This window comes from uncultured Roseovarius sp., assembly GCF_947489715.1.
Classification (GTDB): Bacteria; Pseudomonadota; Alphaproteobacteria; order Rhodobacterales; family Rhodobacteraceae; genus Roseovarius.
In genome coordinates this window covers 38,524-63,441 of sequence record NZ_CANLER010000011.1, presented here as the reverse complement: position 1 = coordinate 63,441, position 24,918 = coordinate 38,524, and the positions used below count along the sequence as shown (strand labels likewise).

General features: G+C 51.7%; 22 protein-coding genes. 17 read left to right on the top strand and 5 right to left on the bottom strand.

Features of this window, described 5'->3' with window-relative positions:
- Window positions 1-66: 66 nt before the first annotated feature.
- Together Q1B27_RS21285 and Q1B27_RS21280 are read right to left on the bottom strand one after the other, a co-directional pair.
- On the bottom strand, window positions 67-840 hold the full coding sequence (locus Q1B27_RS21285; RefSeq protein ID WP_299850900.1) for a transporter substrate-binding domain-containing protein: 774 nt from the start codon (window positions 838-840) through the stop codon (window positions 67-69).
- A gap of 64 nt (window positions 841-904) precedes the next feature.
- A complete protein-coding gene (locus tag Q1B27_RS21280) occupies window positions 905-1,699 on the bottom strand; it encodes an ABC transporter ATP-binding protein (protein WP_299850898.1) in 795 nt (264 codons plus the stop codon).
- 117 nt (window positions 1,700-1,816) lie between these two features.
- On the opposite strand from Q1B27_RS21280, the gene Q1B27_RS21275 reads away from it, so the two are divergent.
- The 15 genes from Q1B27_RS21275 (at window position 1,817) to Q1B27_RS21205 (ending at window position 19,280) form a co-directional block, all read left to right on the top strand.
- Complete coding sequence (locus Q1B27_RS21275) at window positions 1,817-2,710, top strand: LysR family transcriptional regulator (protein WP_299850897.1); 894 nt, start codon at window positions 1,817-1,819, stop codon at window positions 2,708-2,710.
- A 525-nt stretch (window positions 2,711-3,235) separates the two neighbouring features.
- A complete protein-coding gene (locus Q1B27_RS21270) occupies window positions 3,236-3,877 on the top strand; it encodes a cysteine hydrolase (protein WP_299850895.1) in 642 nt (213 codons plus the stop codon).
- 114 nt (window positions 3,878-3,991) lie between these two features.
- Window positions 3,992-5,425, top strand: coding sequence for a Na+/H+ antiporter NhaC (gene nhaC / locus Q1B27_RS21265; protein WP_299850893.1), 1,434 nt, complete (start codon window positions 3,992-3,994; stop codon window positions 5,423-5,425).
- 62 nt (window positions 5,426-5,487) lie between these two features.
- Window positions 5,488-6,432 (top strand): DMT family transporter, encoded by a 945-nt coding sequence (locus Q1B27_RS21260; protein WP_299850891.1) that lies wholly within the window; start codon window positions 5,488-5,490, stop codon window positions 6,430-6,432.
- Window positions 6,433-6,444: 12 nt separating this feature from the next.
- Window positions 6,445-7,482, top strand: coding sequence for an ornithine cyclodeaminase (locus tag Q1B27_RS21255; protein WP_299850888.1), 1,038 nt, complete (start codon window positions 6,445-6,447; stop codon window positions 7,480-7,482).
- 18 nt (window positions 7,483-7,500) lie between these two features.
- Entirely contained in the window at window positions 7,501-8,664 is a 1,164-nt protein-coding gene (gene argE, locus Q1B27_RS21250; RefSeq protein WP_299850886.1) for an acetylornithine deacetylase, read from the top strand.
- 32 nt (window positions 8,665-8,696) lie between these two features.
- Window positions 8,697-9,017 (top strand): quaternary ammonium compound efflux SMR transporter SugE, encoded by a 321-nt coding sequence (gene sugE / locus Q1B27_RS21245; RefSeq protein WP_299850884.1) that lies wholly within the window; start codon window positions 8,697-8,699, stop codon window positions 9,015-9,017.
- Window positions 9,018-9,187: 170 nt separating this feature from the next.
- A complete protein-coding gene (locus tag Q1B27_RS21240; protein ID WP_299850882.1) occupies window positions 9,188-10,339 on the top strand; it encodes an amidohydrolase in 1,152 nt (383 codons plus the stop codon).
- A 142-nt stretch (window positions 10,340-10,481) separates the two neighbouring features.
- Window positions 10,482-12,359, top strand: a complete 1,878-nt coding sequence (locus Q1B27_RS21235) for an alanine racemase (protein WP_299850880.1) — start codon at window positions 10,482-10,484, stop codon at window positions 12,357-12,359.
- 82 nt (window positions 12,360-12,441) lie between these two features.
- Complete coding sequence (gene ord / locus Q1B27_RS21230) at window positions 12,442-13,512, top strand: 2,4-diaminopentanoate dehydrogenase (protein ID WP_299850878.1); 1,071 nt, start codon at window positions 12,442-12,444, stop codon at window positions 13,510-13,512.
- A 29-nt stretch (window positions 13,513-13,541) separates the two neighbouring features.
- On the top strand, window positions 13,542-13,856 hold the full coding sequence (gene ortA, locus Q1B27_RS21225; protein WP_299850876.1) for a 2-amino-4-oxopentanoate thiolase subunit OrtA: 315 nt from the start codon (window positions 13,542-13,544) through the stop codon (window positions 13,854-13,856).
- On the top strand, window positions 13,849-15,276 hold the full coding sequence (ortB, locus tag Q1B27_RS21220; RefSeq protein ID WP_299850874.1) for a 2-amino-4-oxopentanoate thiolase subunit OrtB: 1,428 nt from the start codon (window positions 13,849-13,851) through the stop codon (window positions 15,274-15,276). The genes ortA and ortB overlap by 8 nt, the downstream gene beginning before the upstream one ends.
- A 15-nt stretch (window positions 15,277-15,291) precedes the next feature.
- Window positions 15,292-15,657 carry an ornithine aminomutase subunit alpha gene (locus tag Q1B27_RS21215; protein WP_299850872.1) on the top strand — a complete coding sequence of 122 codons (366 nt, stop codon included), beginning with the start codon at window positions 15,292-15,294 and terminating at the stop codon, window positions 15,655-15,657.
- Window positions 15,654-17,864, top strand: coding sequence for a D-ornithine 4,5-aminomutase subunit OraE (gene oraE / locus Q1B27_RS21210; protein ID WP_299850870.1), 2,211 nt, complete (start codon window positions 15,654-15,656; stop codon window positions 17,862-17,864). The genes Q1B27_RS21215 and oraE overlap by 4 nt, the downstream gene beginning before the upstream one ends.
- A 48-nt stretch (window positions 17,865-17,912) precedes the next feature.
- Window positions 17,913-19,280 carry a GlmL-related ornithine degradation protein gene (locus Q1B27_RS21205; protein ID WP_299850867.1) on the top strand — a complete coding sequence of 456 codons (1,368 nt, stop codon included), beginning with the start codon at window positions 17,913-17,915 and terminating at the stop codon, window positions 19,278-19,280.
- A 50-nt stretch (window positions 19,281-19,330) separates the two neighbouring features.
- Here the strand turns inward: Q1B27_RS21205 and Q1B27_RS21200 are convergent, their stop codons facing one another.
- Window positions 19,331-20,251 carry a LysR family transcriptional regulator gene (locus tag Q1B27_RS21200; protein WP_299850865.1) on the bottom strand — a complete coding sequence of 307 codons (921 nt, stop codon included), beginning with the start codon at window positions 20,249-20,251 and terminating at the stop codon, window positions 19,331-19,333.
- A 408-nt stretch (window positions 20,252-20,659) separates the two neighbouring features.
- On the bottom strand, window positions 20,660-22,246 hold the full coding sequence (locus Q1B27_RS21195) for an ABC transporter substrate-binding protein (protein WP_299850863.1): 1,587 nt from the start codon (window positions 22,244-22,246) through the stop codon (window positions 20,660-20,662).
- A gap of 242 nt (window positions 22,247-22,488) precedes the next feature.
- Between Q1B27_RS21195 and Q1B27_RS21190 the strand changes: the two genes are divergently transcribed.
- Both Q1B27_RS21190 and Q1B27_RS21185 read left to right on the top strand, forming a co-directional pair.
- A complete protein-coding gene (locus tag Q1B27_RS21190; protein WP_299850861.1) occupies window positions 22,489-23,463 on the top strand; it encodes an ornithine cyclodeaminase family protein in 975 nt (324 codons plus the stop codon).
- Between the two features lie 41 nt (window positions 23,464-23,504).
- Window positions 23,505-23,852 carry a RidA family protein gene (locus tag Q1B27_RS21185; protein WP_299850859.1) on the top strand — a complete coding sequence of 116 codons (348 nt, stop codon included), beginning with the start codon at window positions 23,505-23,507 and terminating at the stop codon, window positions 23,850-23,852.
- A gap of 385 nt (window positions 23,853-24,237) precedes the next feature.
- Here Q1B27_RS21185 and Q1B27_RS21180 read toward each other — a convergent pair whose 3' ends face one another.
- The gene (locus tag Q1B27_RS21180; protein ID WP_299850857.1) at window positions 24,238-24,897 is read right to left on the bottom strand and encodes an OmpW family outer membrane protein; all 660 of its coding nucleotides are present in this window, start codon (window positions 24,895-24,897) and stop codon (window positions 24,238-24,240) included.
- Between the last annotated feature and the right edge of the window lie 21 nt (window positions 24,898-24,918).

The following is a 24,918-nucleotide window of genomic DNA, read 5'->3' as shown; positions in this document are numbered from 1 at the left end:
TCTTTCGTCCGTCATACTCAATGGGAGTCGACAGGGAAACAATTGATCTCCCTGCCGCTCACGAGTTCATTCCCCGTAGATGTCGACGTCGAAATACTTGTCGTTGATCGCCTGGTAGGTGCCATCGGCGCGGATCGCTTCAATGGCGGCACTCAGTTCGCCTGCCAGCGGATCGCCCTTGCGCACCGCGATGCCTGTGCCTTCACCCAGGCATTCGGGATCATCCACGTTTTGACCAAGGAATGCGAAACCCTCGCCTTGGGGGGTGTTGAGAAAGCCGTCGATTGCTTGAAGCGTGTTGTTCAGCTGCATGTCCAGCCGTCCGGCCACGAGATCGGCAAACACGTCCTCTTGCGTGTTGTAGAGCCGCAAATCGGCGTCAGGATACACTTTCTCGACGTGGCATTGCAGTGTGGTGCCGCGCAAAACGCCAATCTTGACGTCCTTGGTGCCTTCCGCCGTCAGTTCAAACTCGGCACCTTCCTTGGCAACGAAGCGGGACGGTGTCTGGTAATATTTCTCAGAGAAATCCACCTGTTTCTTGCGGTCTTCGGTGATCGACATAGACGCAACGATGGCGTCGTATTTCTTGCCAATCAGGGCAGGGATCATGCCATCCCATTCCTGTTCGACCAACTCACATTCGCGTTCCAGCTGAGCGCACAGCGCAAGCGCGATGTCGATGTCAAACCCTGAAAGCGTTCCGTCAGCTTCCTTTTTTGAGAACGGAGGGTAAGCCCCTTCCACACCGATGCGAAGTTCTTCTGCGACTGCGGCTTGTCCGCCTAAAAGCGCCATTGCCCCTACGACGGATACGAGGATTGATTTCTTGAGGTTCATGTCAACTTCTCCCTAGTTGGTTGATTTGGATCTAGTAAGTATGCTGGTCAGGTATCGGCAGCTATCAGTCTCGGGTGTTTGATAGGAATTCTCTGAACCGTGCCGATTCTGGATTGTTGAATATCTGTTTGGGATCGCCCTGCTCTTCGATGAGCCCTTGGTGCAGGAAGATCACGTTTGAAGAAACGTCGCGGGCAAAGGCCATTTCGTGAGTTACGACAACCATGGTCCGTCCCTCTTCAGCAAGCGAGCGGATGACCTTCAGAACTTCGCCGACCAATTCCGGGTCAAGAGCTGAGGTAGGCTCATCAAATAGCATGACTTCAGGTTCCATCGCCAAGGCGCGGGCAATCGCAGCGCGTTGTTGCTGACCACCTGAGATATGGGACGGGTAGTATTCACGGCGCTCATACATACCGACATGGTGCAGTACGTCCTTGGCTTTCTCGATGGCTTCAGCACGCGACTGCTTCAGCACATGGATGGGCCCAGCAATGACGTTCTCCAGAACGGTCATGTGGGACCACAGGTTGAACGACTGGAAAACCATGGCCAGGCGGGCGCGTATACGCTCGACTTGTTTGGCGTCAGTCGGCCTGAAGGATCCATGGCGATCCGTCGCCATCTTGATATCTTCGCCGTGCACCGTAATTTTTCCCGAGTTCGGTGTCTCGAGCAAGTTTATGCACCTCAAGAAGGTACTTTTCCCAGAACCAGAAGACCCCACCATCGAGATGACATCACCTTCACGGGCCCGCAGCGAAACACCTTTCAATACTTCCAGAGCCCCGTAGGACTTATGGAGATCGCGCACTTCGAGGGAAAGATCGGCGTCGGTGTCTGTGTTTGTTGCGGCCATGCGGCTTCCAGTCGATCCTGTTGGTATTCCAAGGTAGCCAAAACGGTAGCGAGGCAATGAAATTTAGGAAAACAGGAAAAACTGGCTCTCAGTAACGGTTTTCGCTACGCTGGCCAAATGACGACCTCTCTTCGCCACTTGAACGCCCTTCGTGCCTTCGAAGTCGCCGCACGCCACCAAAGCATTTCCAAGGCCGCCGCGGAATTGAACGTCAGCCATTCCGTAGTCAGTCAGCATGTAAAGAACCTCGAAGCCTGGTTTGGGACCGACCTGTTTGTCCGCTCCGGTAACCGGATTGAGCTCAGTGAAGATGGCCGCGCATTGTTACCTCGAGTTTCAGGCGGATTTCAGACAATTAAAGACGCTTGTAGCGACCTGCTGCGTACTACTCAGAAGGGCACATTAGTTGTCAGCGCAGAACCGGCACTGGCTTCACTTTGGCTCAGAAAGCGGATCACGGAATTCTGCGAGGAATTCCCGAAAATCGATATCGAATTGCGACCGGCATGGCAGCCGCCGCAACTGGGCACAGGCCACGCGGACATGATTATTCATTTCGAAACACGATTACCTTCTGCCGGGGTTAAGCGCAGCAAATTGTTTCCAATAGATGGGTATCCTGCCTGCACTCAGTCGGTCCGAGATTTGCTTTACACGCCAGAGGGCGACGTGAACTGGGAAGAAGCACCACTAGTCCACGACAATGGGAAGGAAATCTGGCATCAATGGTACACGGCGCACGAACCTGAAAGTAAGCAATGGGATCAGGGACGGGTCTATTCGGACCTGTCATTGGCGATAGATGCTGCTGTGGACGGGGAAGGTGTCATTCTCGCCGATGATATTCTGTGCGCAAAGGAAATTGGATCGGGTGCCCTGGTGCAGTTGGATGAACGCCAGATACGCTGCGTTTGGTATTCAGTTGCAACCCCTCAGAAAAATTCCAGGAAACCGTCAGCCGACACATTCTTAAGTTGGCTGTTGGAAAGTGTTGCAGCGGTGAATATCTGAACAACAAGAGGCCTTTGGTGTCATCCTGCACAACCTTATGCAAGAGGAACAGCGTTTAAAGTTCGTTTCGTTCTTGCATTGCCATGATTCGAAAACTGATGTTGCGAACGCGCTGTTAGAAATCACGAAGGCTGGTCGTTCCATGGATGTGCCGATACAGTAACTGATACTCCATGCGTTATTGACGATGATTCACGCCTCGACCAGGTTGAAATGCCTTCAAACACCTCAGCAACTGAGCCTCTGACCACCGTAGGTTTTAGCTTCGGTGAGAGAAAGTTTAATCTAATATCGCTATTCCACCTCGCAATTTAAGCTTCTTTAAAAAGGCCTATCAAAAGAACACGTGTGGAATAGAGGGGATTTGAGGGAAGAAAGAGTGTGCGTCGACCATTGCAGTAGGCGCCATTGCATCCATGCGTATTCAGCGATCACATTTCCGCTGCTCGCCTAGATAAGAAACCTGACTCAATCGCTCGCCGCAGTTCAAACACATCAAATCAGCCCGTCAAATGGAGAATAGCCGTGGCCAACCCAAACCAAAATAAACGTAAGCTCATCGAAGGCAACGCAGCGCTTATCGTGATCGATATTCAAGCAGGCATCTTCATTGGCAGAGATGACGATGCGCGCAGTATCGATCACATGCCTGGCCATGCGGATCGGTTGCTGAAGGCGCGGATTGCAATTGATAAAGCACGCGAATGCGACATCCCCGTTATTTTCATCCAGGAAATTCACCGTGCCAATCTGATTGATTTTGGGCGGGAGTTGGACGGCGACGAAGATGTGCATTGCCTAGACAGCAATCCCAACACCGATATTGCCAAGGACCAGATGGGTTTTCGGAATGATGATTACCTGATTCAAAAGCGCCGCTATTCAGCTTTCTACGGTACAGATCTCGAAATTCTACTGAAAGGACTCAACGTCAACACACTGCTGCTGGTCGGTGGTCTGACGAACGTTTGTGTTCATTATACATTCGCAGACGGGCACCAGGGCGACTATTTCTGCCGCACGATTGAAGACTGCGTGGCAGCATCTAGTACCGAAGCTCACGAGGCCGCTTTGAAGCAGATGGAATACCTCCAGGCAGGAGGAGTGCGAACTCTCGAGGAATCTCTTCAGGCAATGGATGAGTTCAAAGACCAAAAAGCGGCCTAACTCCTCGGCTGACAAAGTTTGAGCCGAATTTGTCGGTCAAAACCGATACCCAAATGAAACCATCGGAGAGGGTTCGATTTCTTACTCCGCGCAGCGCAAAAGACGAGAGACAAAATGAAGACAACAATCCCGGCTCACGCCCGCAAACCTCATTTGTGGGAAGCAATAATTTCTCTGTTTTCGCTGGTGACGGGTGTTTGCTTGTCAATCGTTATTTACGGCCTAGACGCACACATTCCGATGCTGCTGGGTGTTGTGGTCGCCAGTCTGGTAGCGCTGCGTTGTGGTTTTACCTGGACCAATATTCAAAATGGAATGGTGCGTGGTATTACTGCCGCGATTCCAGCAACAATCATTCTGATTGTTGTAGGGATTCTCATCGGTGTCTGGATCTTGGGGGGTGTCGTTCCGACGCTAATCTACTATGGTCTCAAGACCATCTCGCCAGCTGTCTTCCTGCCGTCGACGCTTATCATTTGTGCGCTCACTTCATTGGCCACAGGCACAAGCTGGGGCACAACTGGCACGGTTGGCGTAGCACTCATGGGAATCGGCGCCGGGCTGGGGTTTCCATTGCCTATCGTTGCTGGCGCGGTCCTCTCCGGAGCATATTTCGGCGATAAAATGTCGCCGCTTTCAGACACGACAAACATGGCGCCAGCAATGGCCGGCACTGATGTCTTCACCCACATCAGACATATGTCCTACACCACCAGTGTTTCATTCGGTTTGACCATGATCATCGAAATCTTTCTGGGTCTGAAGTACAGCGCCAACGAAGGCAATCTTGAGCGAATCGATCTGATCTTGAACACCCTGGAAACCGAGTTCACGCTGAACGCTGTTTTGCTATTGCCAATCTTCGTCGTAATGTTTGTGTCCTACAAAAAAATCCCTGCGATCCCGGGCATCACGCTGGGGGCAATTGCTGGTGTGATATGTGCCGTCGGCATGCAAGGTGCCAACTATGAAAGCATCGCGTCGGTTGCAATGTGGGGTTTCGAATCAAGCACCGGCGTGGAAGACGTGGACAAGTTACTTTCTCGTGGTGGACTCAATTCGATGATGTACACCATTGCGCTGATCTTTGCCGGGATGATGTTTGGCGGCGTTATGGAGCGAACCAACCAACTAAAAGTTGTAGCCGAAAAGATCCTGTCCTACGCCAAATCTACAGGTTCACTGATCCTCTCTACGGTTCTGACGTCAATCATGGCTAACATTGTACTGTGCGACCAATACATGGCCATCGTCATGGGTGCCCGCAGCTTTGCCCCGGCATATCGCGAACGCGGTTTGGCCCCTGAAAACCTCAGTCGAGCGGTTGAGGATTCCGCAACAGTTACCGCCAATCTGGTGCCCTGGAATGCGGGTGGCGCCTATCAGTTTGCCACTCTGGGCGTGCCGACAATCCTCTATCTGCCATTCAACTTTTTCTGCTGGCTGTCTCCAATTGTGACCGTAATTTTTGGTTATATGGGATGGACGATTAAGCCTCTGCAGAGGGACGATGAGGCGTCGCAAGCGGATGCCGTTCCTGGAGAATGACTGTGAAATTCGCAGTGTTAAACTTTCGCTCCGCGATTGCTGCATGAGCCCAAGGTAGCAATATGCCAAGAAACAAAAACCTATTCGCTGCAGGTCTTGCGCTTTTCGCCTCGGCCGTTCTGAGCTTTTCGGACAACTTCGTGGCACCTGTTTCCGAAGAGGCCGGACTTTGGCAGTTTCAAGTTGTACGCGCAGCATTTGCCTTGCCGATGGTTGCGACATTGGCGCTGTTTCTCGGGGTTTCAATCAAACCGAAACATCCCGGAAAACTACTGCTGCGTAGCGCAACGGTTTCTGGCGGACTGCTAGTTTACTTTGCTACACTAGGATTCTTACCCGTCGCACAGGCTGGGGCAGGCCTTTTTAGCGCACCGATTTGGGTAATGCTCTTTTCAGTTTTGCTTTTAGGGAAACGCATAGGGAAACGCCGTATATTGGCGATGTTTGCGGGTTTCGTCGGAGTTCTGATGCTGCTTCAGCCGGACTTCAGCAATCTTACCGCTTTGTCGCTGCTTCCTCTCGTTGCGGGTGCGCTCTATGGCTTAGGTGCGCTGGTTACCAACTACTACTGCCAAGAAGAAAGCGCGCCTGCACTAGCATTTGGCGTTTTCGGTTTCATGGGCGTCACCAGTCTGGTGCTGCTCATCTACTTTTCGGCCTTCCCTGTGCCCGTGGAAAATCAACAGTTCTACAATCGCGGCTGGGAGTGCCTAACCGGTCGGTTTTTACTCCTGACCTTTGGCCAGGCAGTCGGAGCGACCGTGGCCGTTTCGGTCATTGCCCAAGCTTACCGCCTGGGGGAGCCCGACTTCGTCTCAGTCTGCGAATACTCCTTCCTGGTGTTTGCGGCGATTTGGATGTTTGTGCTGTGGGGTCAATGGACCGACCTGATCGCGCAGCTCGGCATCATCACCATTCTCGCGGCCGGTGTGTCGATGTTTGTTCTGGATCACAGAGCACAACGAACATGGCAATCGGCAAATCAAGACAAGCCTCAATCTTCATAATGGATCACAACGATGGAACTCAAATTTTCTGAACATGCATACGTACCGTTCGTCTCGGTTGAAAACATGATCCGGCTGGTCAAATCAATTGGCCCGGAAAAGTTCATGTCGGAACTTGGCGATGCGATCGAGGCTGACTTTAAACGCTGGGAGTTGTTTGACAAAACACCTCGTGTTGCATCTCACTCTGATGTCGGCGTAATCGAATTGATGCCGACATCAGACGGTGAAATGTATGGGTTTAAGTACGTCAATGGACATCCGAAAAACACCGCAGAAGGTCTGCAAACTGTAACAGCCTTTGGTCTGCTGGCAGATGTTTATACGGGCTATCCGAAACTGCTAACGGCAATGACATTATTGACTGCATTGCGTACGGCCGCGATGTCGGCATTGGTTGGGCGGTATCTGGCACCTAAAGGATCAAGAACCATGGCGATGATCGGTAATGGCGCACAATCAGAATTTCAGTGCCTGGCGTTCAAAGCGATATGTGGAATTGAAAACGTTCGCCTCTATGACATCGACCCTGAAGCAACTGAGAAGTGCGCGAGGAACTTAGAAGAGGCGGGATTGAGCGTTGCCCGCTGCAAGACTGCGGAAGAATCGATGGAAAACGCCGAAATCATCACGACCTGTACTGCGGACAAGCAACATGCCACCATTCTAACAGATAACATGATTGGCGATGGCGTTCACATCAACGCCATTGGTGGAGACTGCCCGGGCAAGACCGAAGTTGCTGAAGCCGTTTTGCGGCGATCTGACATTTTCGTGGAATACCCGCCACAAACCCGGATTGAAGGTGACATCCAGCAGTTGCCCGAAGACTATCCTGTCACCGAGTTGTGGCAAGTCATGCTGGGCCAATCGAAAGGACGGACACATGACAGGCAAATCACCTTGTTCGACAGTGTCGGGTTCGCTGTCGAAGATTTTAGTGCTCTAAAATATGTCCTGGAAAAAATCCAAGGCACTGACTTCTACGATAATTTGGACATGCTTGCGGATCCATCCGATCCTCGAAATCTATACGGAATGCTGAGCTGAGACACCAGGAGCTTGCCAATGATAGAAGATGCCCAAATGCTTTTGGATCGCCTAGTTGGTTTTCCATCAGTTAGTAGCGAAAGCAATCTGGATCTTATCGATTTCGTGGAAAGCTACTTGGACTCTCACGGCATACGCGCCGTGAGAGTCCATGACGACAAGCAAGCAAAAGCCGCGATTTACGCGAATATCGGGCCTGAGGTCGAAGATGGCGTGGTTCTATCAGGGCATTCCGATGTTGTGCCGGTGGATGGACAGGCATGGGATACAAACCCGTTTGTTTTGACGGAGCGGGATGGAAAACTTTTTGGACGTGGCACCTGCGATATGAAGGGATTTGTCGCGCTGTCATTGGCGGCGGTACCGCTTGCACTTGAACGCGACATCACACGACCCATCCAGATTGCGATCAGTTATGACGAAGAAATCGGAATGACCGGGGCGCCAAAATTGATTGACCATATGCTGAACAATGGAATGCCAAAGGCCAAAGCAGTCATTGTCGGTGAACCATCTCGGATGGACATTATCAACGCCCACAACGGCGGCTTCGGATATGAGGTGAGTTTCAGAGGCTTTGAAGTGCATTCATCTATAATGCACAAAGGCGTTAGCGCCGTGATGATGGCGGCCCGTCTGATTGAATGGGCCAACCAAATGAACGAACGAGGCGCCAGTTCCAAACCGGCGGGCCTGTCAAAACAGTTCGACCCGCACTATACCACAGTACATGTCGGGAAAATCTCAGGCGGTACAGCGCTGAATATCACAGCAAAAAACTGTGATTTCGTAATCGATTTCCGTGTCGTTCCAGGCGATGATTTTGCCGAGTGGATGGCGGCATTTGAGGCCGAAGTGGCCCAGCTGGACGCACAAATGAAGAATGTGCACCCTGATACTGGCATCGACTGTTTCCAGGATTTCTACGCGCCCGGCTTGATGCCAGAAGAAAATGGACCCGCACGGGAACTCGTTGCCGAACTGACGGGAGCCAACACGTCCAGAGTCGTCAGCTTTCTTACAGAGGGCGGCTTGTTCCAAGAGCGCGGGTACTCAACAATTGTTTGTGGACCCGGCAATATCGCACAGGCTCATCAGCCGAATGAATTTATCTCGATTGAGCAGTTCCACAAAGGCGCAGAGTTTATGTCTAGACTAGTCGACAAACTAGATCAGCATTGATTTTGCCGATCGTTAGAAAAGAGGAAGCCTAAATGCCTTGGTTAATTCTGATTGTAGCCGGTCTGTTTGAAGTGGGATGGGCTGTTGGCCTGAAATACACTGACGGTTTTACGAAATTATGGCCGTCATTGCTGACGGCGTCTTCTATGGCAATCAGTGTTGTGCTGTTGGCGATCGCATTACGCGACATACCTCTTGGCACAGGCTATGCGATCTGGACCGGTATAGGTACGATTGGAACTGTGATCTTCGGGATTGTCGTCTTCTCTGATTCAACCAACATCCTCCGGCTTATGTGTATTGCATTAATTGTATTCGGCATCTTGGGATTGAAGCTGGTAAGCGCCGATTGAATATTATGAAGGGGTCACTACCGTATGTGTTGGCCGCCAACAGCGGCAACCAAAAAACTATCACTGAGCGTCAGATATTCGTGGGCACTATTTGAGTTTAGATCATGCGATAGTGTGGTTGAGCTTAGCCGACTCGTAATTTTGCAGAGAAAATATGGAGGGGTGGTTGAATGTTAACTAATTCCGATCTTGTGGAACTAACAGAATTTCGCCGCGACTTGCACCGAAAACCCGAATTGTCTGGTGAAGAGGTCGAGACCGCCCGCACAATTGTGAAGGCGCTGGAACCGCTGGCGCCGACGAAGATACTGACAGGTTTGGGGGGGCACGGAGTAGCCGCGGTGTTTGACAGCGGCCAAGAAGGCCCCACGGTCTTATTTCGTGCAGAACTTGATGCGCTGCCAATTCAAGAGATTTCTGACAATCCATGGAAGTCGGAGATCCCAGGAAAAGGGCATCTCTGCGGCCATGACGGGCATATGACAATGCTCCTGGGTCTTGGACGGATGATCTCTCGAAACCCTGTTTCGAAAGGTCGCGTCGTTCTGATGTTTCAACCAGCAGAAGAAGACGGTAGCGGCGCACGCGCCGTTGTGGCTGACCCAGATTATGAAGAAATTAGGGCTGATTGGGCATTTGCAATTCATATAGAACCCGGTCGGCCGTTTGCATATGTCTCAACACAAGCAGGCCTGATCAACTGCGCCTCGCAAGGTCTGGAAATCAAACTTACAGGCAAGACTGCACATGCGGCCGATCCAGAAGACGGTGTCTCACCTGCTCAAGCGGTTGCTAAACTCATTCCTGCTTTGGACAACTTAGGGAGTGGTGGGAACCTGGATGATGATTTCCGTCTTGTTACAGTAACTCATGTACAAATCGGGGAGCCATCATTTGGGGTCGCGCCCGGCGAAGCGGTGATTTACGCAACCCTTCGCACCGCACGTGACGATGCCATGGACGCTATGGACAAAGATGCCCGGGCTCTAGCTGTTGCAGCGGCGGAGGAGTTTGGATTACAGGTTGAGTTTGATGTTTGCGACGCTTTTGCAGCCTCTATAAATGACCCCGAAGCTGCCGCAGTGGTTGAATCCGCAATGAATGCAATTGGTGTCGAAAACGGCGACTTTGGATTACCTATGAGAGCGTCCGAGGATTTTGGAGTTTTTGGATGGGGGGCCAAAGCCGCGATGATGTGCCTTGGTCCAGGTGAAGATTATGCGGCACTGCACAATCCTGACTATGACTTTCCGGACGACCTGATACCGGTTGGTTCGGGTATTTTTGAACGAATTGCCCGCGATCTACTGGGCCAAGCGTAGCCAACAAGACCCTTTTTTGCACAAGTTCCTGGCAGTCGCTTAATTGGCGCCTGATGGAAAAATCTGTCCTGCAGCACCCGTATACAGTGCTTCCTGATGCACGCAAACACTACAACCGCTTTGGAACTAAGGCTCTATGAACATGACTGGCGCCAGAGTTGAAATTGATCTGAAAATGATCGAGGAAAACGCCCGCAAGCTGGCGGCAATTTGCGGTGGATACGGTGTGGAGATCACCGGGGTTTCCAAGGCGACAATTGGTATGCCTCAAGTTGCGCGTGCGATGTTGCGTGGAGGCCTTTCCGGCATCGGTGAATCTCGGCTGGAAGGTGTCCAGCGTCTAAGAGCCGCAGGGATTGTAGCACCGCTAATGCTGCTTCGGATCCCGTCACTCAGCAGCGTTCAGGAAGTGGTGGAACTGACAGATGTCAGTCTTAACTCTGAATACACGGTGATAGAAGCGCTCTCAAAAGCTGCCGTGCAAAACGGCTGTGTTCACGAAATCATCATAATGGTCGAGCTGGGTGACCTGCGAGAAGGTGTCTGGCCAGAAGAGTTGGTACCATTGGTCGAAAAGGTTGTTGAGCTACCTGGCGTTCGTATTGTCGGGTTGGGTACCAATTTGACCTGCTATGGTGGCGTGATCCCTACCGAGGCCAATCTTGGTGCTCTTGTTGATCACGCAGATGAGCTGGTCGGGAAGTTTGGTCTGGATCTCAGATTTGTTTCCGGAGGGAACAGCAGCACATTACCGTTGCTGTTTTCGGGCAAGCTTCCTCAGCAGGTCAACCATCTGAGATTGGGAGAGTCTGTTCTTCTTGGCAAGGAAACTGTGAACCAGACAGCGTGGCCCGGTTCGCGTCAAAAAGCCTTCTTGCTTCGGGCGGAAATTATCGAATTCAAAGACAAGCCATCCTGCCCCATCGGCGAGGTAGGGCGGGATGCGTTTGGGCGCAAGAACAAGTTTGAAGATCGCGGCCGTCAGAAACGCGGCATTGTTAACGTTGGGCGTGCTGACCTGAACATAGAAGGTCTGACGCCAACGGACCCCAAGATCAAGGTAATCGGCGCGTCCAGCGATCACTTAATTCTAGATCTATCTTCCACATCGCAAAATGTGTCGCTTGAGGATACCGTTTCTTTTTTCATGGATTACTCAGCTCTTATCGGAGCGATGTCTTCGGTCTCAATTGAAAAAGAAATCTCAGGTGAAGAGCCAGAACAATCGTTGAGGAAAAACATCTCATTGATTGTTCCGAGAGAACCTGCAGGTTTTGAGCACGGCAAATTGAACGTGTTGTCGCACAATTTGAAGGATCTGGGGTATTCCGTGCAATTGGTTGGTGAAGCCGGTGATGATCTTCGAATTGGCCGTCAAGTTTCGAAGGCCGCGTCCTCTGGAGAACTGCCTCTGATTATCGGAGGTAGTGAAATTACTGCCAGATCAGCGATTTCCGGGCTGTCTGAGCAGCTAAGCTCACTTGGTGTAATCTGGATTGATGCAACACCCGGACTCGTGCCGGACTCCGCGCAAACGGACGGTGATGAACGCGTAGGACAAAATATTCAGATAACCTGCAACGGTGGGCTCTTTGCTACAACAAGCGACAAATTGTTGCTGGAGAACGTGGTTTTGGTTGGTCTTCGTGGTGGTGATCCCCAAAAGCTCGACTCGATAATAAAAAGCTCAATCACGACTTATACGATGGAAGACATTGACGCTTCCGGTATGCCTCGGGTTTTGCGAGAAAGCATGCGTCAGGCTTCTGCGGGCACTGCTGGTTTCCTCGTCTACTTAAATCCGCATTCGATGGAAAACCGAAGAGGTGTACGGCAAATCGGTACGCTCACCTATCGCGAGATGTGCCACGCAATGGAGCTGATTGCGGACAGCGGGCTACTGCGAGCGCTTGTTGTCGCGGAATTTGATGGCAAATGCAACCCAGCCTTTCAGGAAGACATCTCTGGTGTCATCCTAAGCGCCTTTGGCAAGAAAATAATAAACAAAATCAGAGATTAGCCCGGCACAAGCTGGGCATCTGAGATGCAACCTAACCGGCAAACACTAAACGCCGCAGAGTGTTCAAGACAAGGAAATAAACGTGGAAAAGATTAAGATAGCCATCTGGGGATTTGGAGCGATGGGCAGTGGTATGGCCCGGATGCTGTTGAACAAGAAAGGTGTCGAAATTGTCGCCGTTTGTGATCTTGCACAGGATCGCGTCGGGCGCAGCATGTTCGACATTCTGGGGGAAGAACAAAGAGTGCATCCCGATGTCGTTGTGATGGACGACCCCGAGGATGTGTTTCAAGAGGGCGTGGCAGACGTGTTGCTGCTTGCTACCGACTCGTTCACGCACAGCGCATTCGACAAGGTGGTTCTGGGTCTGAAACGCCGAATGAACGTCATTTCGACAGCAGAGGAAATGGCATTCCCCAAGATCCAAGAGCCAGAATTGGCAGAACAGCTTGACGAAATTGCGCAACAATATGGTGTATCGGTCCTTGGCACCGGCATCAATCCCGGGTTCGTACTGGACTACCTGGTACTGGCTTTGACCGGGACTTGCGAAACGGTTGACCATATCAAAGCCGTGCGAGTGAATGATCTGTCGCCCTTTGGTGCCACTGTCATGCGCGAGCAAGGCGTCGGTACAACAATCGACGCCTTCAACAAAGGTGTAGAAATCGGCACGATATCGGGCCATGTCGGTTTCCCCGAGTCGATTGGAATGATTGCCGAGGGCTTGGGTTGGGATCTCGAAAAAGTTTCTGAAAGTCGCGAAGCAATCGTTTCGAACGTTCATCGAGAAGCACCATTTGCTGAAGTATCAGCCGGCGATGTTGCCGGGTGCCGGCAGCGCGGTGAGGGCTACGTGGATGGGGAAGCGAAGATCGAAATGGAGCACCCCCAACAAATCATGCCTCAGGTCGAAGGTATTGAAACCGGGGACGTGATTGAGATCCGCGGCACTCCCGACATCTCTATGAAAATCGGTCCTGAAATTCCGGGTGGAATTGGGACGATTGCTATGTGCGTGAACATGATTCCGCAAGTGATCAACTCTGATCCCGGACTGAGAACAATGCTCGATTTGCCAGTGCCAAGGGCCATCATGGGCGATTTTCGCGATCAAGTTCGGGCGGAAAAACGCCTTAAGACAACCGCCTGAGATACGGCAAAAACCGCTAGGATAACAGTATGTCAGATGCTCTGCGAGGCGATTGGGTTAGAATTCATGGGATAGTTATCCCGTCAAGTGAACGAACTGAACAAGTGCCCGAAGATACTCGTGCGACTTCACTGCAGATGTGGGTAAAGGGTCACCTTTCTGCCGATGCAAACATCGGAGACGTGGTCGAAGTCAAAACGGCCACAGGCCGGAAAGTAAGCGGCGAACTCGTTGAAGTGAACCCAGCTTACACGCTGAACTTCGGAACTTTCCAACGGGAGTTGTCGGAAATTGGCGATCAGGTTTGGAACCTGCTGTCGGAAGGAAACCAGAAAAATGATTGAAAAAGGCAAGTTCAACTCGGTCATGGCTCGGAAAAACGAGATCATGAAGGCCTCAATCGGGATTGATTTCGGTGAGTTTGAAAGCGGTGGCATCTCTTTCGATTACGAAAAAATGATGCGGAAAACTGGCTACACGTTGGCGGAGATGAAAGTCATTCAACGCCATGCTGGGGTCGGCAATACACCGTTGCTGGAGTTGCGCAACCTCACGTCGCTGGCCCGGATGGTAACGAACAAACCCGGCAAAGGCGCTCGTATCTTTGTGAAGGATGAAGCGTCCAACCCGTCGGGTAGTTTTAAAGACAGACGTGCCGCCAATGCCGTCTACCACGCGAAGCGACTGGGATATGCAGGCGTCGTCGCCGCGACAAGCGGCAACTATGGTGCTGCGGTTGCGTCTCAGGCCGCTATCAATGGCTTGAAATGCATCATCGTGCAGGAATGCTATGACAGAGATGGGATCGGGCAACCGGAAATCATCGAAAAGGCTCGCCGTTGCGAAGCCTACGGTGCAGAGGTTCTTCAGCTCTCGGTTGGCCCCGAGCTCTTTTTGACCTTTCTGAACGTCCTGGAAGAAACCGGCTACTTCAATGCCTCGCTGTACTCACCTTTTGGCATCGCCGGAGTTGAAACTTTGGGAGTTGAAATAGCACAACAAATGCAGGAGCTGACAGGCAATTTCCCGGACATGGTTGTGTGCACTCATGCTGGCGGTGGCAACCTGACCGGAACGGCCCGAGGTCTTCGAAAAGCCGGTGCTGTCGACACGCAAGTCGTCGGGGCTAGCGTGAACCTGAAGGGCTTGCACATGGCCAGCGATCATCAATTCAACCGCAAATCTTTTACAACAGGACATACGGGATTTGGCATTCCATTTGCCACCAAACCCGACCGTTCAGACGTACCACGTTCAGCCGCGCGGGTTTTGCGGTACATGGATCGCTATGTCACCGTAAACCAGGGCGAAGTATTCTACGCAACTGAGGCATTGTCCCGGCTCGAAGGGTTAGAACGCGGACCGGCCGGAAACACGTCCTTGGCGGCTGCATTCTCGCTAGCCCAGGAAATGGGCAAGGACCAGACGCTTGTTGTTCAGGAAACTGAATACACCGGTGCCGGAAAACATGTTCAGGCACAATTGACGTTTGCCAAGTCGCGCGGAATCGACGTTCTGTTCGGCAACCCCCAGGAAGAAACTGTTGGGAGCAGTATCGTCTTGCCTAATCACCCAAGACAGATCCGCGCGGTCGATATCAACCTTAACCGCCTTCGCCAATCATACATTCGAAACGCGCTGGTAGGCAGAAACGACGTTGAGTTGTCCGAAGTGGATATCTCGTTTCTGGTCAACGAAACACAAAGTTCAGAGCAATTTGTCCGCAACACAATCGCAGACTTAGCGGCAGCTCAGCATTCCTAAGGTGGAGATTTCACGATGAAAAGAGAAGATGATTTTCAAAGCCGCCGTGCGCATCTGGCAGAATTGAGCGACGCTGAGCTACACCAAAGGTTTTGGGCGCTGACGGCAGAAGTCGTCGACCCGCTGCTTGAGCTGGGTAAAGACAATACAACTCCGTCGATTGAACGGTCCGTATTGCTGCGCATGGGGTTTTCATCGCTCGAAGCGCGCGCAATCGTCGATGGGGTTATTGACCGCGGATTGATGGGCAGGGGGGCAGGTCATGTTGTATTCAAGCTTGCCAAATCAGAAGGGCTGGATCTGCGAACGACAGGGCTAGCTTTGGCTGAAGGTCAATTGTGGGACCGGGCAGCATGTCTGTTTGAAGGAGAAGCGTCATGACGGTTTTGAGTACTCACGAGAAGCTGGATATTGATAATATCCTATCGGGACTTGAAAACTACCGACCCAAACGACGCGGCTGGACATGGCGACAACCGGAGGCCAAATTGGAAGCCGGGCCTTTCACGTTCAAAGACATGTCTGCACCCTTGAAAAATAGCGTAGCATTGCCATCGGCCAAATTTTTCGGCGACATTGATCCACAGTCGAAATGCTCAATCACAACCGAGATTGCCTCTGGTCGATTTGAAGACGACATTCGCCGCATGCGCATGGCGGCATGGCATGGTGCGGACCATATTATGGTGATCCGTACTGCTGGGCAGTCGCATTATGATGGTCTGATCGAGGGAACCCCACAAGGAATTGGCGGTGTACCTATTACGCGAAAACAGGTTCGCGCACACCGCAAGGCACTAGATCTGATTGAAGAAGAGGTTGGTCGGCCGATCAACTACCACTCTTATGTCAGTGGTGTCGCGGGGCCGGAAATTGCTGTCATGTTTGCGGAAGAAGGTGTGAACGGCGCCCATCAGGATCCGCAGTACAATGTTCTTTATCGTGGCATTAACATGGTGCGCAGCTTTGTCGATGCCTGCGAAGCCAAACACGTTATGGCATGGGCAGGTATGGCCCAGATTGATGGGGCGCATAACGCAAATGCCACAGCCCGCGAAGCGTGGAAGGTAACGCCCGAACTTCTGGTGCAGCACGCGGTCAATACGAACATCTCCGAACGCGTTGGAATGTCCCAAGAAGACATCTGCTTATCTACTGTACCTCCGACCGCGCCTCCAGCGCCGTGTGTCTATCTGGATTTGCCTTACGCAGTCGCATTGCGTGACCTGTTCGCGAACTACAAAATGCGCGCGCAGATGAATACCAAATACATGGAAGCATCGACCCGCGAGGCAACGGTAACTCACACGTTAAACGCGTTGGTCTCTCAGCTAACCCACGCCGATATCCAATCGACAATTACGCCAGACGAAGGACGAAACGTGCCTTGGCACATCTACAATGTCGAGGCATGCGATACCGCTAAGCAAGCTTTTGTCGGAATGGATGGTCTTAAAGAAATGGTCCAGCTTAGCGAGACTGGGGTGTTGCGTGACAAGGCGCGTGAAATCAAAGAGCGCGCAGTGCTTTTTCTGGAGGAAATGCTGGAAATCGGCGGGTATTTCCAGGCCGTTGAAGATGGGTTTTTTGTCGATTCAGGATACTACCCTGGTCAGAACGGCGACGGTATTCCGCGTGAAATCGAAGGCGGGATCGCTGCGGCAACAGTTTACCCCCGCGATCAAGATTACATGGCGCCGGTTACGGCGCATTTCGGGCGCAACAACGTGGCTCAATATGATGCCGAAGCAGTCAGTGATCCGTCGGCATTGATTGATGGGAGCACTTTCGAGAAACCTGAAAAAACAATCTATATCGACGAGCTAGACGAGAACGACAACGTCGGCCTTCGCTTGGCTGAGTCGCATGAGTTTCGCAAGTCGCCCATGATCACTCCCGAAGCGGAGTGGGCAGGTGATGGCACTGTTTTGCTGACGATGTTCCTGCCGGTGGATGCCCGGGTGGCTGCGGCGGCGGCGATTGAATTTGCGAAGCAGATGGGATTGGAAGAAGCCGAAGTCATCAACCGCGAAGTGATGCACCCGGCAGAAGGAACGCGTATCGAACTCAAGGGCCGAGTACCCTTTAAGGTCGACGTTTCGAAGCTTGAGATTCCGCCGGAGCCGAAAATCATTTCAGATGATGAATTACGCGAAGCGATTGATAATGAACCTATGCGTATCGTCGCCGGTACAGTCGGCGAGGATGAGCATTCTGTCGGCCTTCGCGAAGTCATCGATATAAAACATGGTGGAATCGAGAAATATGGGATCCAGTGTCATTACCTTGGAACTTCTGTGCCACTGGAGAAGCTAGTTGATGCCGCTATCGAGTTGGACGCAGATGGAATTCTTGCATCGACAATAATCAGCCATGACGACATCCACTATACAAACATGCGCAGGCTACATGAGCTGGCGATCGAGAAAGGTGTCCGAGACAAGATAACCATTTTGGTCGGTGGAACGCAGGTGACACCAGAGATCGCGCGCGAAATGGGTGTAGATGCAGGCTTCGGCCGCGGAACCAAAGGCGCTCATGTCGCCACCTTTTTGGTCGAGCAGCGACGGCAGAAAAGGAATGACTAAGCAGTTCATGCACCGTTTCGAAAGCCCAAATAACGATTGAGAGCAGTAATGAAAATCGATTCTGTGGTTGCAGAAATTGGCAGCACTACGACGACCGTCAGCGCTTTTGATAACCTGGGCACTGACGATGCTAAGTTTCTGGGTCAAGGGCAGGCTCCAACTACTGTGTTGGAAGGTGACGTTCGCGTTGGTCTTAGGGCTGCAGTCAAGGATCTCGAAACTCGCCTCGGCATTGAAAAACTAGATTATTTTGAGATGCTGGCCACTTCGAGTGCCGCAGGCGGTCTGAAGATGACTGTTCATGGCTTGGTGCATGATATGACAGCGCGGGCAGCCAATGAAGCTGCGCTTGGCGCGGGGGCTATTGTGCACAATGTCACTGCTGGCAAAATGCGGCGAGGGGAAATTGCCCAGTTGGAGGCAACAAAACCGAATATCATTCTTTTGGCAGGCGGTGTAGATCACGGCGAGCGTGACACTGTGCTTGATAATGCCGAAAAAATCGCAGCATTGGATATGCCTATTCCTGTAATATACGCGGGTAATGTACAAAATCATGACGAAATTCGGCTGATTTTTTCTGGAACGCGATTTCAACTCCGTGTTGTCGAAAATGTTTATCCGAAGATCGACCTTCTCAATGTTGATCCGGCCAGAAAAGCAATCCAAGAGGCATTTGAAGAACACATCGTTCATGCGCCTGGAATGGAACATGTTCGCGAACTGGTAGAAGGTCCGATCGTTCCAACGCCAGGAGCTGTAATGACCGCCGCTGAGCTGTTGTACGAAAGCCTCGGCGATCTGGTTGTTTTCGATGTCGGCGGGGCCACCAGCGACTTGCATTCGGTGACAACGGGAGACGACGAAATCAGCCGGATTTCAATTAGCCCTGAACCCCAAGCAAAACGCACAGTCGAGGGCGATCTAGGCGTTTATGTGAATATGAAAAACGTGCTTGAGATGATCGGACATGACAAGTTTTCTCGGAGTTTGGGCATCGATGTGTCCGAGCTGAAAGTCCTGATTGATAATCACCAACCAATTCCCAAATCGCCAGATCAGACTAAATTTACCGAAGAGCTTGCAAGATATTGCGTGCTGCGGGCCGTCCAGCGGCATGCAGGAACAATCCGGGGAATATACAGTTTATCTGGCAAGAGAGACATTGCAGAGGGCAAGGATTTGACAGCTGTACGATATGTAATCGGTACAGGTGGCGCGTTAACACAACTGCCAAACCGGATTGAGATCATGAAAGAGATATCAAAATCTGACCCCAGTGGATCACGCCTGATTCCACGCGAGGATGCAGACGTCCTAGTGGATCGGAAAAACATCCTGGCACCACTTGGTGTGCTGTCACAGCGCCATCCAAAGGCGGCACTGAAACTTGCTAGGGAAAGCTTGGGCATGTGACAAACGTCGACATGAGTGGTGCAGACTAGCGCGCTGTAGGACCCGTAGTTCTAGAGTTGATTTACCGGATACAGGCGCAGAATTTCATCTATGACATCCACAAATCTTTGTTCCGGTTTGGTCAATGGGATTTTGAGGTGCCGAACCAGATAGATATCAGCGCCAATTTCACTGTCGGCTATGGGCAGCTTCCACAGCAAATTTTTCTTTATGTCTTCGCGAACAACTGCCAGGGGTAATATCCCGATACCCAGTCCAGAGACAATCATTCGACGAACTTCTTCAAGGTTAAGGCTGGAACCAATAACATGTTGGCCAAGCCCTGCACCTTCTCGCAGCGCTTCCATCGGCTCCATTCCGCCGCCCCTTTGCGCGCAGGAAAAAACTACGAAAGGTTCTTTCTGCAAAGCGCGAACGGAAACATTGTTGCTGCCAAATAGTGGATGTTCAGCACCACAGAACACACCGAATTCATCGCGAAACAAGTGGGTGCATTCCAATCCCACCACTGGATTGGCCAAAAGACAAATTCCAAGGCCTCCCTTTTCCATCGCAATGTGGCGAACAATATCTTGGCTATCTCGAATTTCGATTTGCCAGACTACGGACGGGTAACGTTGATGATAGAGGCGGATTGCTTCGTCAATGAGCGGCGAAGCGACGTTGCTAATCATCGGTAGACGCAATTCGCCATAAGTGTCTTCGTGAAGCCCATCAACCAGGGCATCAATCCGACTGGTACATCGCTGTATCTTGGCACATTCCTGATAAATTCGTGAGCCGTGCTCGGTCAGACTGAATTTTCGCATGCCCCTTACAACCAAAGTGCACCCAAGCTGAGCCTCAAGTTTTTGCAAGGCTTGGCTAACAGATGGCTGGCTGGTGTCCAATCGCCGCGCCGCCTTGGTAACGCCTTCCTGCTCTACAATTGCGCAGAATGTACGAAAAAGGTTCCAGTTCACCTCTCTCATCTCAAACTATCGCGCCTTCTGTTCGAAAACGACCTGGGAAGTTCATGGTATGCCTTCCTTGGATCAACGGCATAACTTTGGGAAACGACGGGTTCATCTTGCAATACTTGGATGGCCAGAAACACCGACCAACATAAGCCAAGGCTATGTTAATGTCGATGTAACATTGGTGACGATTGTTCTGGGATCACAGCCAATGAAATGGAGTACGAAGTTTGGCCTGCCTCGTTCCGTTTTGTGAGTCGTCCAGGATCGACCAGCATAAACACCGCCCAATTCAGCAGGTTTGATTGCTCAAATGTGTTCTATTTTCTACGGCGACACCGCTTGGCGATGATCGAGACCCGAATAGTGAGTTCTCTGGCCAGCAGGTTCACCGGCCAGAGTTTGTTGATGATGCGCGATGTTCTACGCCATCCAAGTTTTCAGCGGCGCGTGACCGCCCATCAGCTCAAAGTTCGGATCGGATTCCCAACCAGCAATGGTATCGCTATGCGCGTCGATCAGGTCATTGAACATCGGAACAACGGCGCCACCTTCTTCCCAAAGAATGTGGGCAACTTTCGAATACAACTCTTTGCGACGTGCATCATCCAGTTCAGCGCGGGCCTCGATCAACAGTGCATCGAACTCTTCATTGTAAAAATGCGTATCATTCCAGGATGCCGTAGAAATATAGGCCGTTGCATACATCTGATCCTGAACCGGCCGGCCGCTCCAGTAGTTGGCACAAAATGGTTTTTTCTGCCAAACATCGTCCCAATAACCGTCGTCAGGTACCCGTTTGACCGTCAGCGGAATGCCGGCTTTCTTGCAGCTTTGCTGCCAAAGTGTTGCTGCATCCACAGCGCCTGGGAAGGCAGCCTCAGCGACAATCAGTTCAATCGGGCTGCCGTCGTGGCCAGACGCTTTGTAGTGGGCTGCAGCCTTTTCCAAATCGAATTCGCGTTGCGGCAGTGTCTCGTCAAAATGGGCGTAGGCTGAGTTGATAGGAATATCGTTCCCGATCGATCCAAAACCATTCAGGATTTTGTCCACCATTTCTTGCCTGTTGATCGAGTACTTCAACGCCAGACGAAGATCCTTGTTGTCAAATGGCGGTGTGTCGACAAGCATCACGAACTCATAATGGGCTCGGCCCGACGTGTTTCTGACATGAATGCCATCGCTTTCTGCAACACGCTTCGCAACTTTCGGAGCGACGCGATTGATCATATGCACCTGACCCGAGAGCAGCGCCGAATTCCGAGCGGCTGCATCATTGATTATGAGCATCTCGATGCCGTCGTAGTGACCTCGTGTGCCGTCCCAGTAATCCGGGTTCTTCTCAAATTGGTAACGAACACCGGCTTCAACCGAAATGAGTTTGTAAGCGCCACTGCCAATGCCTGCATTCGGATTTTCAACGCCGCCCTTGGGCTGGATAATCAGACTATATTCGGCCAGCAGATACGGCAGGTCTGCGTTGCCGGCTGACAGGGTGAAGACGGCATTGCCACCATCTGCAGAGATGTCAGAAATACCCTTTAGAATACCAACGGCGCTGGATGTGGACCCCTCGCCTGAATGGCGCTTGAATGTTGCGACCACATCATCAACGCTGAGCGGGGAACCATCATGGAATGTAACACCTTCCCGGATCTTGAACGTCCAAACCGTGGCGTCTTCGTTAGACGACAGTTCTTGGGCAATGCGAGGCTCTATCTTTCCATCTGGTGTGACATTAAATAGCGTGTCACCCCAGATCCGGTTGGCCATGAACGTTGCCGAATTCTGAGCCATTCCAGGATCAAGGACATCGGTGGTCGCGCCGCCTCCGATACCTAGCTTCAAAATCCCACCCTTCTTTGGTTCGCCAGCCAATGCTGATCTGCCAGTAATGGATGTTCCCACTGCGCTTGTGACACCAAATGCGGCTGACCGGGCTAAAAACGAGCGACGGTTTAAACCTCTTTGGACAGTACTACGCTGCGACTTTGATAATTCGTCTTTCATGTCTTCCTCCCGCAGAGCGATTTTGGTTCGCGCCTCACAATTTGCGCCTGCACAATTGTTGCAGGTATATTCTTCAATTCAATTCTCGCGAAATTCGCGCGGTTATATCTGACATAAGGAAACGCAATGTCATCTGTCTAAGACAGAGTGGTCGACCGCGTATTTGCCGTTATCAATTTGTACCCACCACCAATAGCGACGATTCGCACGACCTGTTGGTTGTTATTAGCGCGCGAGACCAGTTGGCTGACGAAAACAGTTTGGAGGAAACGACCGTGATGGACTGCCTGTCTCACGAAGAGATTGATGCCAAATTGGGTTGGCCCGAACTTATCGACCAACTGCAAAGGTGGATTGCAGCGCAAAACGTGGTTTCGCCCGAACGTCATGTACACTCTATGAAGCAACCAGACGGATCAGAGGCATCGTTGCTAATAATGCCAGCTTGGGTGCCCGGTCAGTCTTTAGGCGTGAAAGTGGTTACATTTTTTCCTCAAAACAGCACGCGAGGCCAGGCCACGATAAATGCGTGCTATATGCTGTTCGATGGCGCCACTGGTCGAATGCGTTCGCTAATGGACGGTGATGCGATCACAAGCTGGCGCACAGCAGCCGCTTCGGCGCTGGCAGCGCGCTACCTGGCACGTGATGACGCGAGCAGGCTACTTGTAGTTGGCACCGGACAATTGTCTGTCGCGATGGCACGTGCTCATGCGAGCGTGAGAAACTATGATGTAATTTCTGTCTGGGGGCGGACCCAGTCTAAGGCGGCAGCCGTAGCAGGATTGCTATCTGAATCGGGACTAAAGACCAATGTTGCCGAAGACCTCGAATTGGCGTGCAAGACTGCAGATGTGATCAGCACCATCACCCCTTCAGACAGACCAATAGTTAAAGGTAAGTGGCTTCGGCCTGGTACACATCTCGACCTGGTTGGTGCGTTCCGTGAAACTATGCGCGAAAGCGACGATCAGGCAATCAGTCAAGCACGCCTTTTTGTCGATACCCGGGCTGGGGCACTTAAGTCCGGCGACTTGCATCAACCCATCAACTCGGGTGTGATCGATAGTTCACACATACAGGCAGATCTTCTGGATCTGTGCAACAAGAGGCATCCAGGCCGGGTGGACGGAAGTGCATTCACCGTTTTCAAATCAGTTGGCATGTCTTTGGAAGACCTTGCGGCAGCAGAGTTGGCTATCGAAGCTTCGCACTAGGCCATCCCTCCATTTCCAACACCACAACCAAAGGAAGTAGCATGTCAAACATTGAACGCATCCAAGTCGGTGATCGCATGAGCCAAATCGTTATCCATGGCGATACTATCTATCTTGCAGGCCAAGTTGGAGAACCAGGAACGAGTGTGGAGAATCAGACACGGGATTGTTTGGACAATGTCGACGAACTGTTGGCAGAAGCAGGGTCAGACAAATCCCGTATCTTATCAGCGACTATTTGGCTCGCGGATATGACTGACTTTGACGAAATGAACGCAGTTTGGGATGCATGGGTGCCTAAGGGCCTTGCGCCCGCCCGTGCATGTGGAGAAGCCAAATTGGCGCTCCCAGAATTTGCTATCGAAGTCATGATTGTCGCTGCAAAGTAACAAAACTTGGGCTCGACTGTCGAAATCCTATCGTAGCCGAATGGCTCAGTTTGTACAACGCATTGAAAATCTACTCGCGCAATCTGGGTGCACGTTGTTTCCAAGTAAAGGACCCAACCGGCAATCACAAACAATAGAGTGGGCATATTTCGACTTGCCCACTTCACAACGCTGCCAACGTCTGCCAGTTGTCCAGCCCCTGTAATTGCACATCGGGCTTAAGTCTACTTGCAGTTTTCTTGCTCTTTTCCTCGATTCTCAATTGGGTATCTCGTTCGATTGGAGTTCCAAAACTACACTCAATGACAGCTATAGGATTCCGATGTGATTGGGGTGCATCGGACTTCAACTCCGAGATGATGCCACCCATCAGGTTGAATTCTTCTTACCAACGGTATGTGTAACCCGCGTGGAAGATAAGCGGATCGAGGTCCACCTTGGCTCTTACGGGGGCTCCGCCAAATCCGGGCACACCGGGCGCAACCGTTCCGGTCAGCGTCGTATCGGCGAAAATCTTGTTCATCGAGAAAAACACGCCATGGTGATCATCGAACGTATAGTCAAACCCGGCGCGAATGACACCTCCGAAGGCATCGTCGACTTTGAGGTTCTGAACCAGGCCATCGTGCTGGTCAAAGATGATCGCATAGGAGAGCCCGGCACCGATAAAGGGCTGAAACTTCCCGAATTGCCGGAAGTGATAGTTACCCATCACAAGAATCGGCCCGTATTGAGCACTGCCCACTTGGAGGCCATTGATGGCGCCGCGTCCGGTGATGCTGCTGGTTGGTGTAGATCCGGCAATCCCGATAACAGAGAAATTGGGATTGAAAAAGTAGCCCAGGCCGATACCGAATGCCGCCTCGCTTGAGACTTTTACATTCGAGCCGGGAACCGGCGTGCCAGCGGCTGTGAGGTTTGTGCTTTCGTCAAAGGTGATGGCCGCCGGACCCGCCTGCACGTACCATCCCTTATCTCCGGCTTGGACACTGCTTGCACAGCCCGCAACCACCGCCAGTACAGCCAGTACTTTCCTGATATTCATTCTGTTTCCCCCATTCGTTCG

Excerpts from the sequence above, each read along its gene's own strand:
- Q1B27_RS21285 (WP_299850900.1), bottom strand. The coding sequence starts at position 840 with ATGAACCTCAAGAAATCAATCCTCGTATCCGTCGTAGGGGCAATGGCG.
- Q1B27_RS21280 (WP_299850898.1), bottom strand. The coding sequence starts at position 1,699 with ATGGCCGCAACAAACACAGACACCGACGCCGATCTTTCCCTCGAAGTG.
- Q1B27_RS21275 (WP_299850897.1), top strand. The coding sequence starts at position 1,817 with ATGACGACCTCTCTTCGCCACTTGAACGCCCTTCGTGCCTTCGAAGTC.
- nhaC (WP_299850893.1), top strand. The coding sequence starts at position 3,992 with ATGAAGACAACAATCCCGGCTCACGCCCGCAAACCTCATTTGTGGGAA.
- Q1B27_RS21260 (WP_299850891.1), top strand. The coding sequence starts at position 5,488 with ATGCCAAGAAACAAAAACCTATTCGCTGCAGGTCTTGCGCTTTTCGCC.
- Q1B27_RS21255 (WP_299850888.1), top strand. The coding sequence starts at position 6,445 with ATGGAACTCAAATTTTCTGAACATGCATACGTACCGTTCGTCTCGGTT.
- argE (WP_299850886.1), top strand. The coding sequence starts at position 7,501 with ATGATAGAAGATGCCCAAATGCTTTTGGATCGCCTAGTTGGTTTTCCA.
- sugE (WP_299850884.1), top strand. The coding sequence starts at position 8,697 with ATGCCTTGGTTAATTCTGATTGTAGCCGGTCTGTTTGAAGTGGGATGG.
- Q1B27_RS21240 (WP_299850882.1), top strand. The coding sequence starts at position 9,188 with ATGTTAACTAATTCCGATCTTGTGGAACTAACAGAATTTCGCCGCGAC.
- Q1B27_RS21235 (WP_299850880.1), top strand. The coding sequence starts at position 10,482 with ATGACTGGCGCCAGAGTTGAAATTGATCTGAAAATGATCGAGGAAAAC.
- ortA (WP_299850876.1), top strand. The coding sequence starts at position 13,542 with ATGTCAGATGCTCTGCGAGGCGATTGGGTTAGAATTCATGGGATAGTT.
- ortB (WP_299850874.1), top strand. The coding sequence starts at position 13,849 with ATGATTGAAAAAGGCAAGTTCAACTCGGTCATGGCTCGGAAAAACGAG.
- Q1B27_RS21215 (WP_299850872.1), top strand. The coding sequence starts at position 15,292 with ATGAAAAGAGAAGATGATTTTCAAAGCCGCCGTGCGCATCTGGCAGAA.
- oraE (WP_299850870.1), top strand. The coding sequence starts at position 15,654 with ATGACGGTTTTGAGTACTCACGAGAAGCTGGATATTGATAATATCCTA.
- Q1B27_RS21205 (WP_299850867.1), top strand. The coding sequence starts at position 17,913 with ATGAAAATCGATTCTGTGGTTGCAGAAATTGGCAGCACTACGACGACC.
- Q1B27_RS21200 (WP_299850865.1), bottom strand. The coding sequence starts at position 20,251 with ATGAGAGAGGTGAACTGGAACCTTTTTCGTACATTCTGCGCAATTGTA.
- Q1B27_RS21195 (WP_299850863.1), bottom strand. The coding sequence starts at position 22,246 with ATGAAAGACGAATTATCAAAGTCGCAGCGTAGTACTGTCCAAAGAGGT.
- Q1B27_RS21185 (WP_299850859.1), top strand. The coding sequence starts at position 23,505 with ATGTCAAACATTGAACGCATCCAAGTCGGTGATCGCATGAGCCAAATC.
- Q1B27_RS21180 (WP_299850857.1), bottom strand. The coding sequence starts at position 24,897 with ATGAATATCAGGAAAGTACTGGCTGTACTGGCGGTGGTTGCGGGCTGT.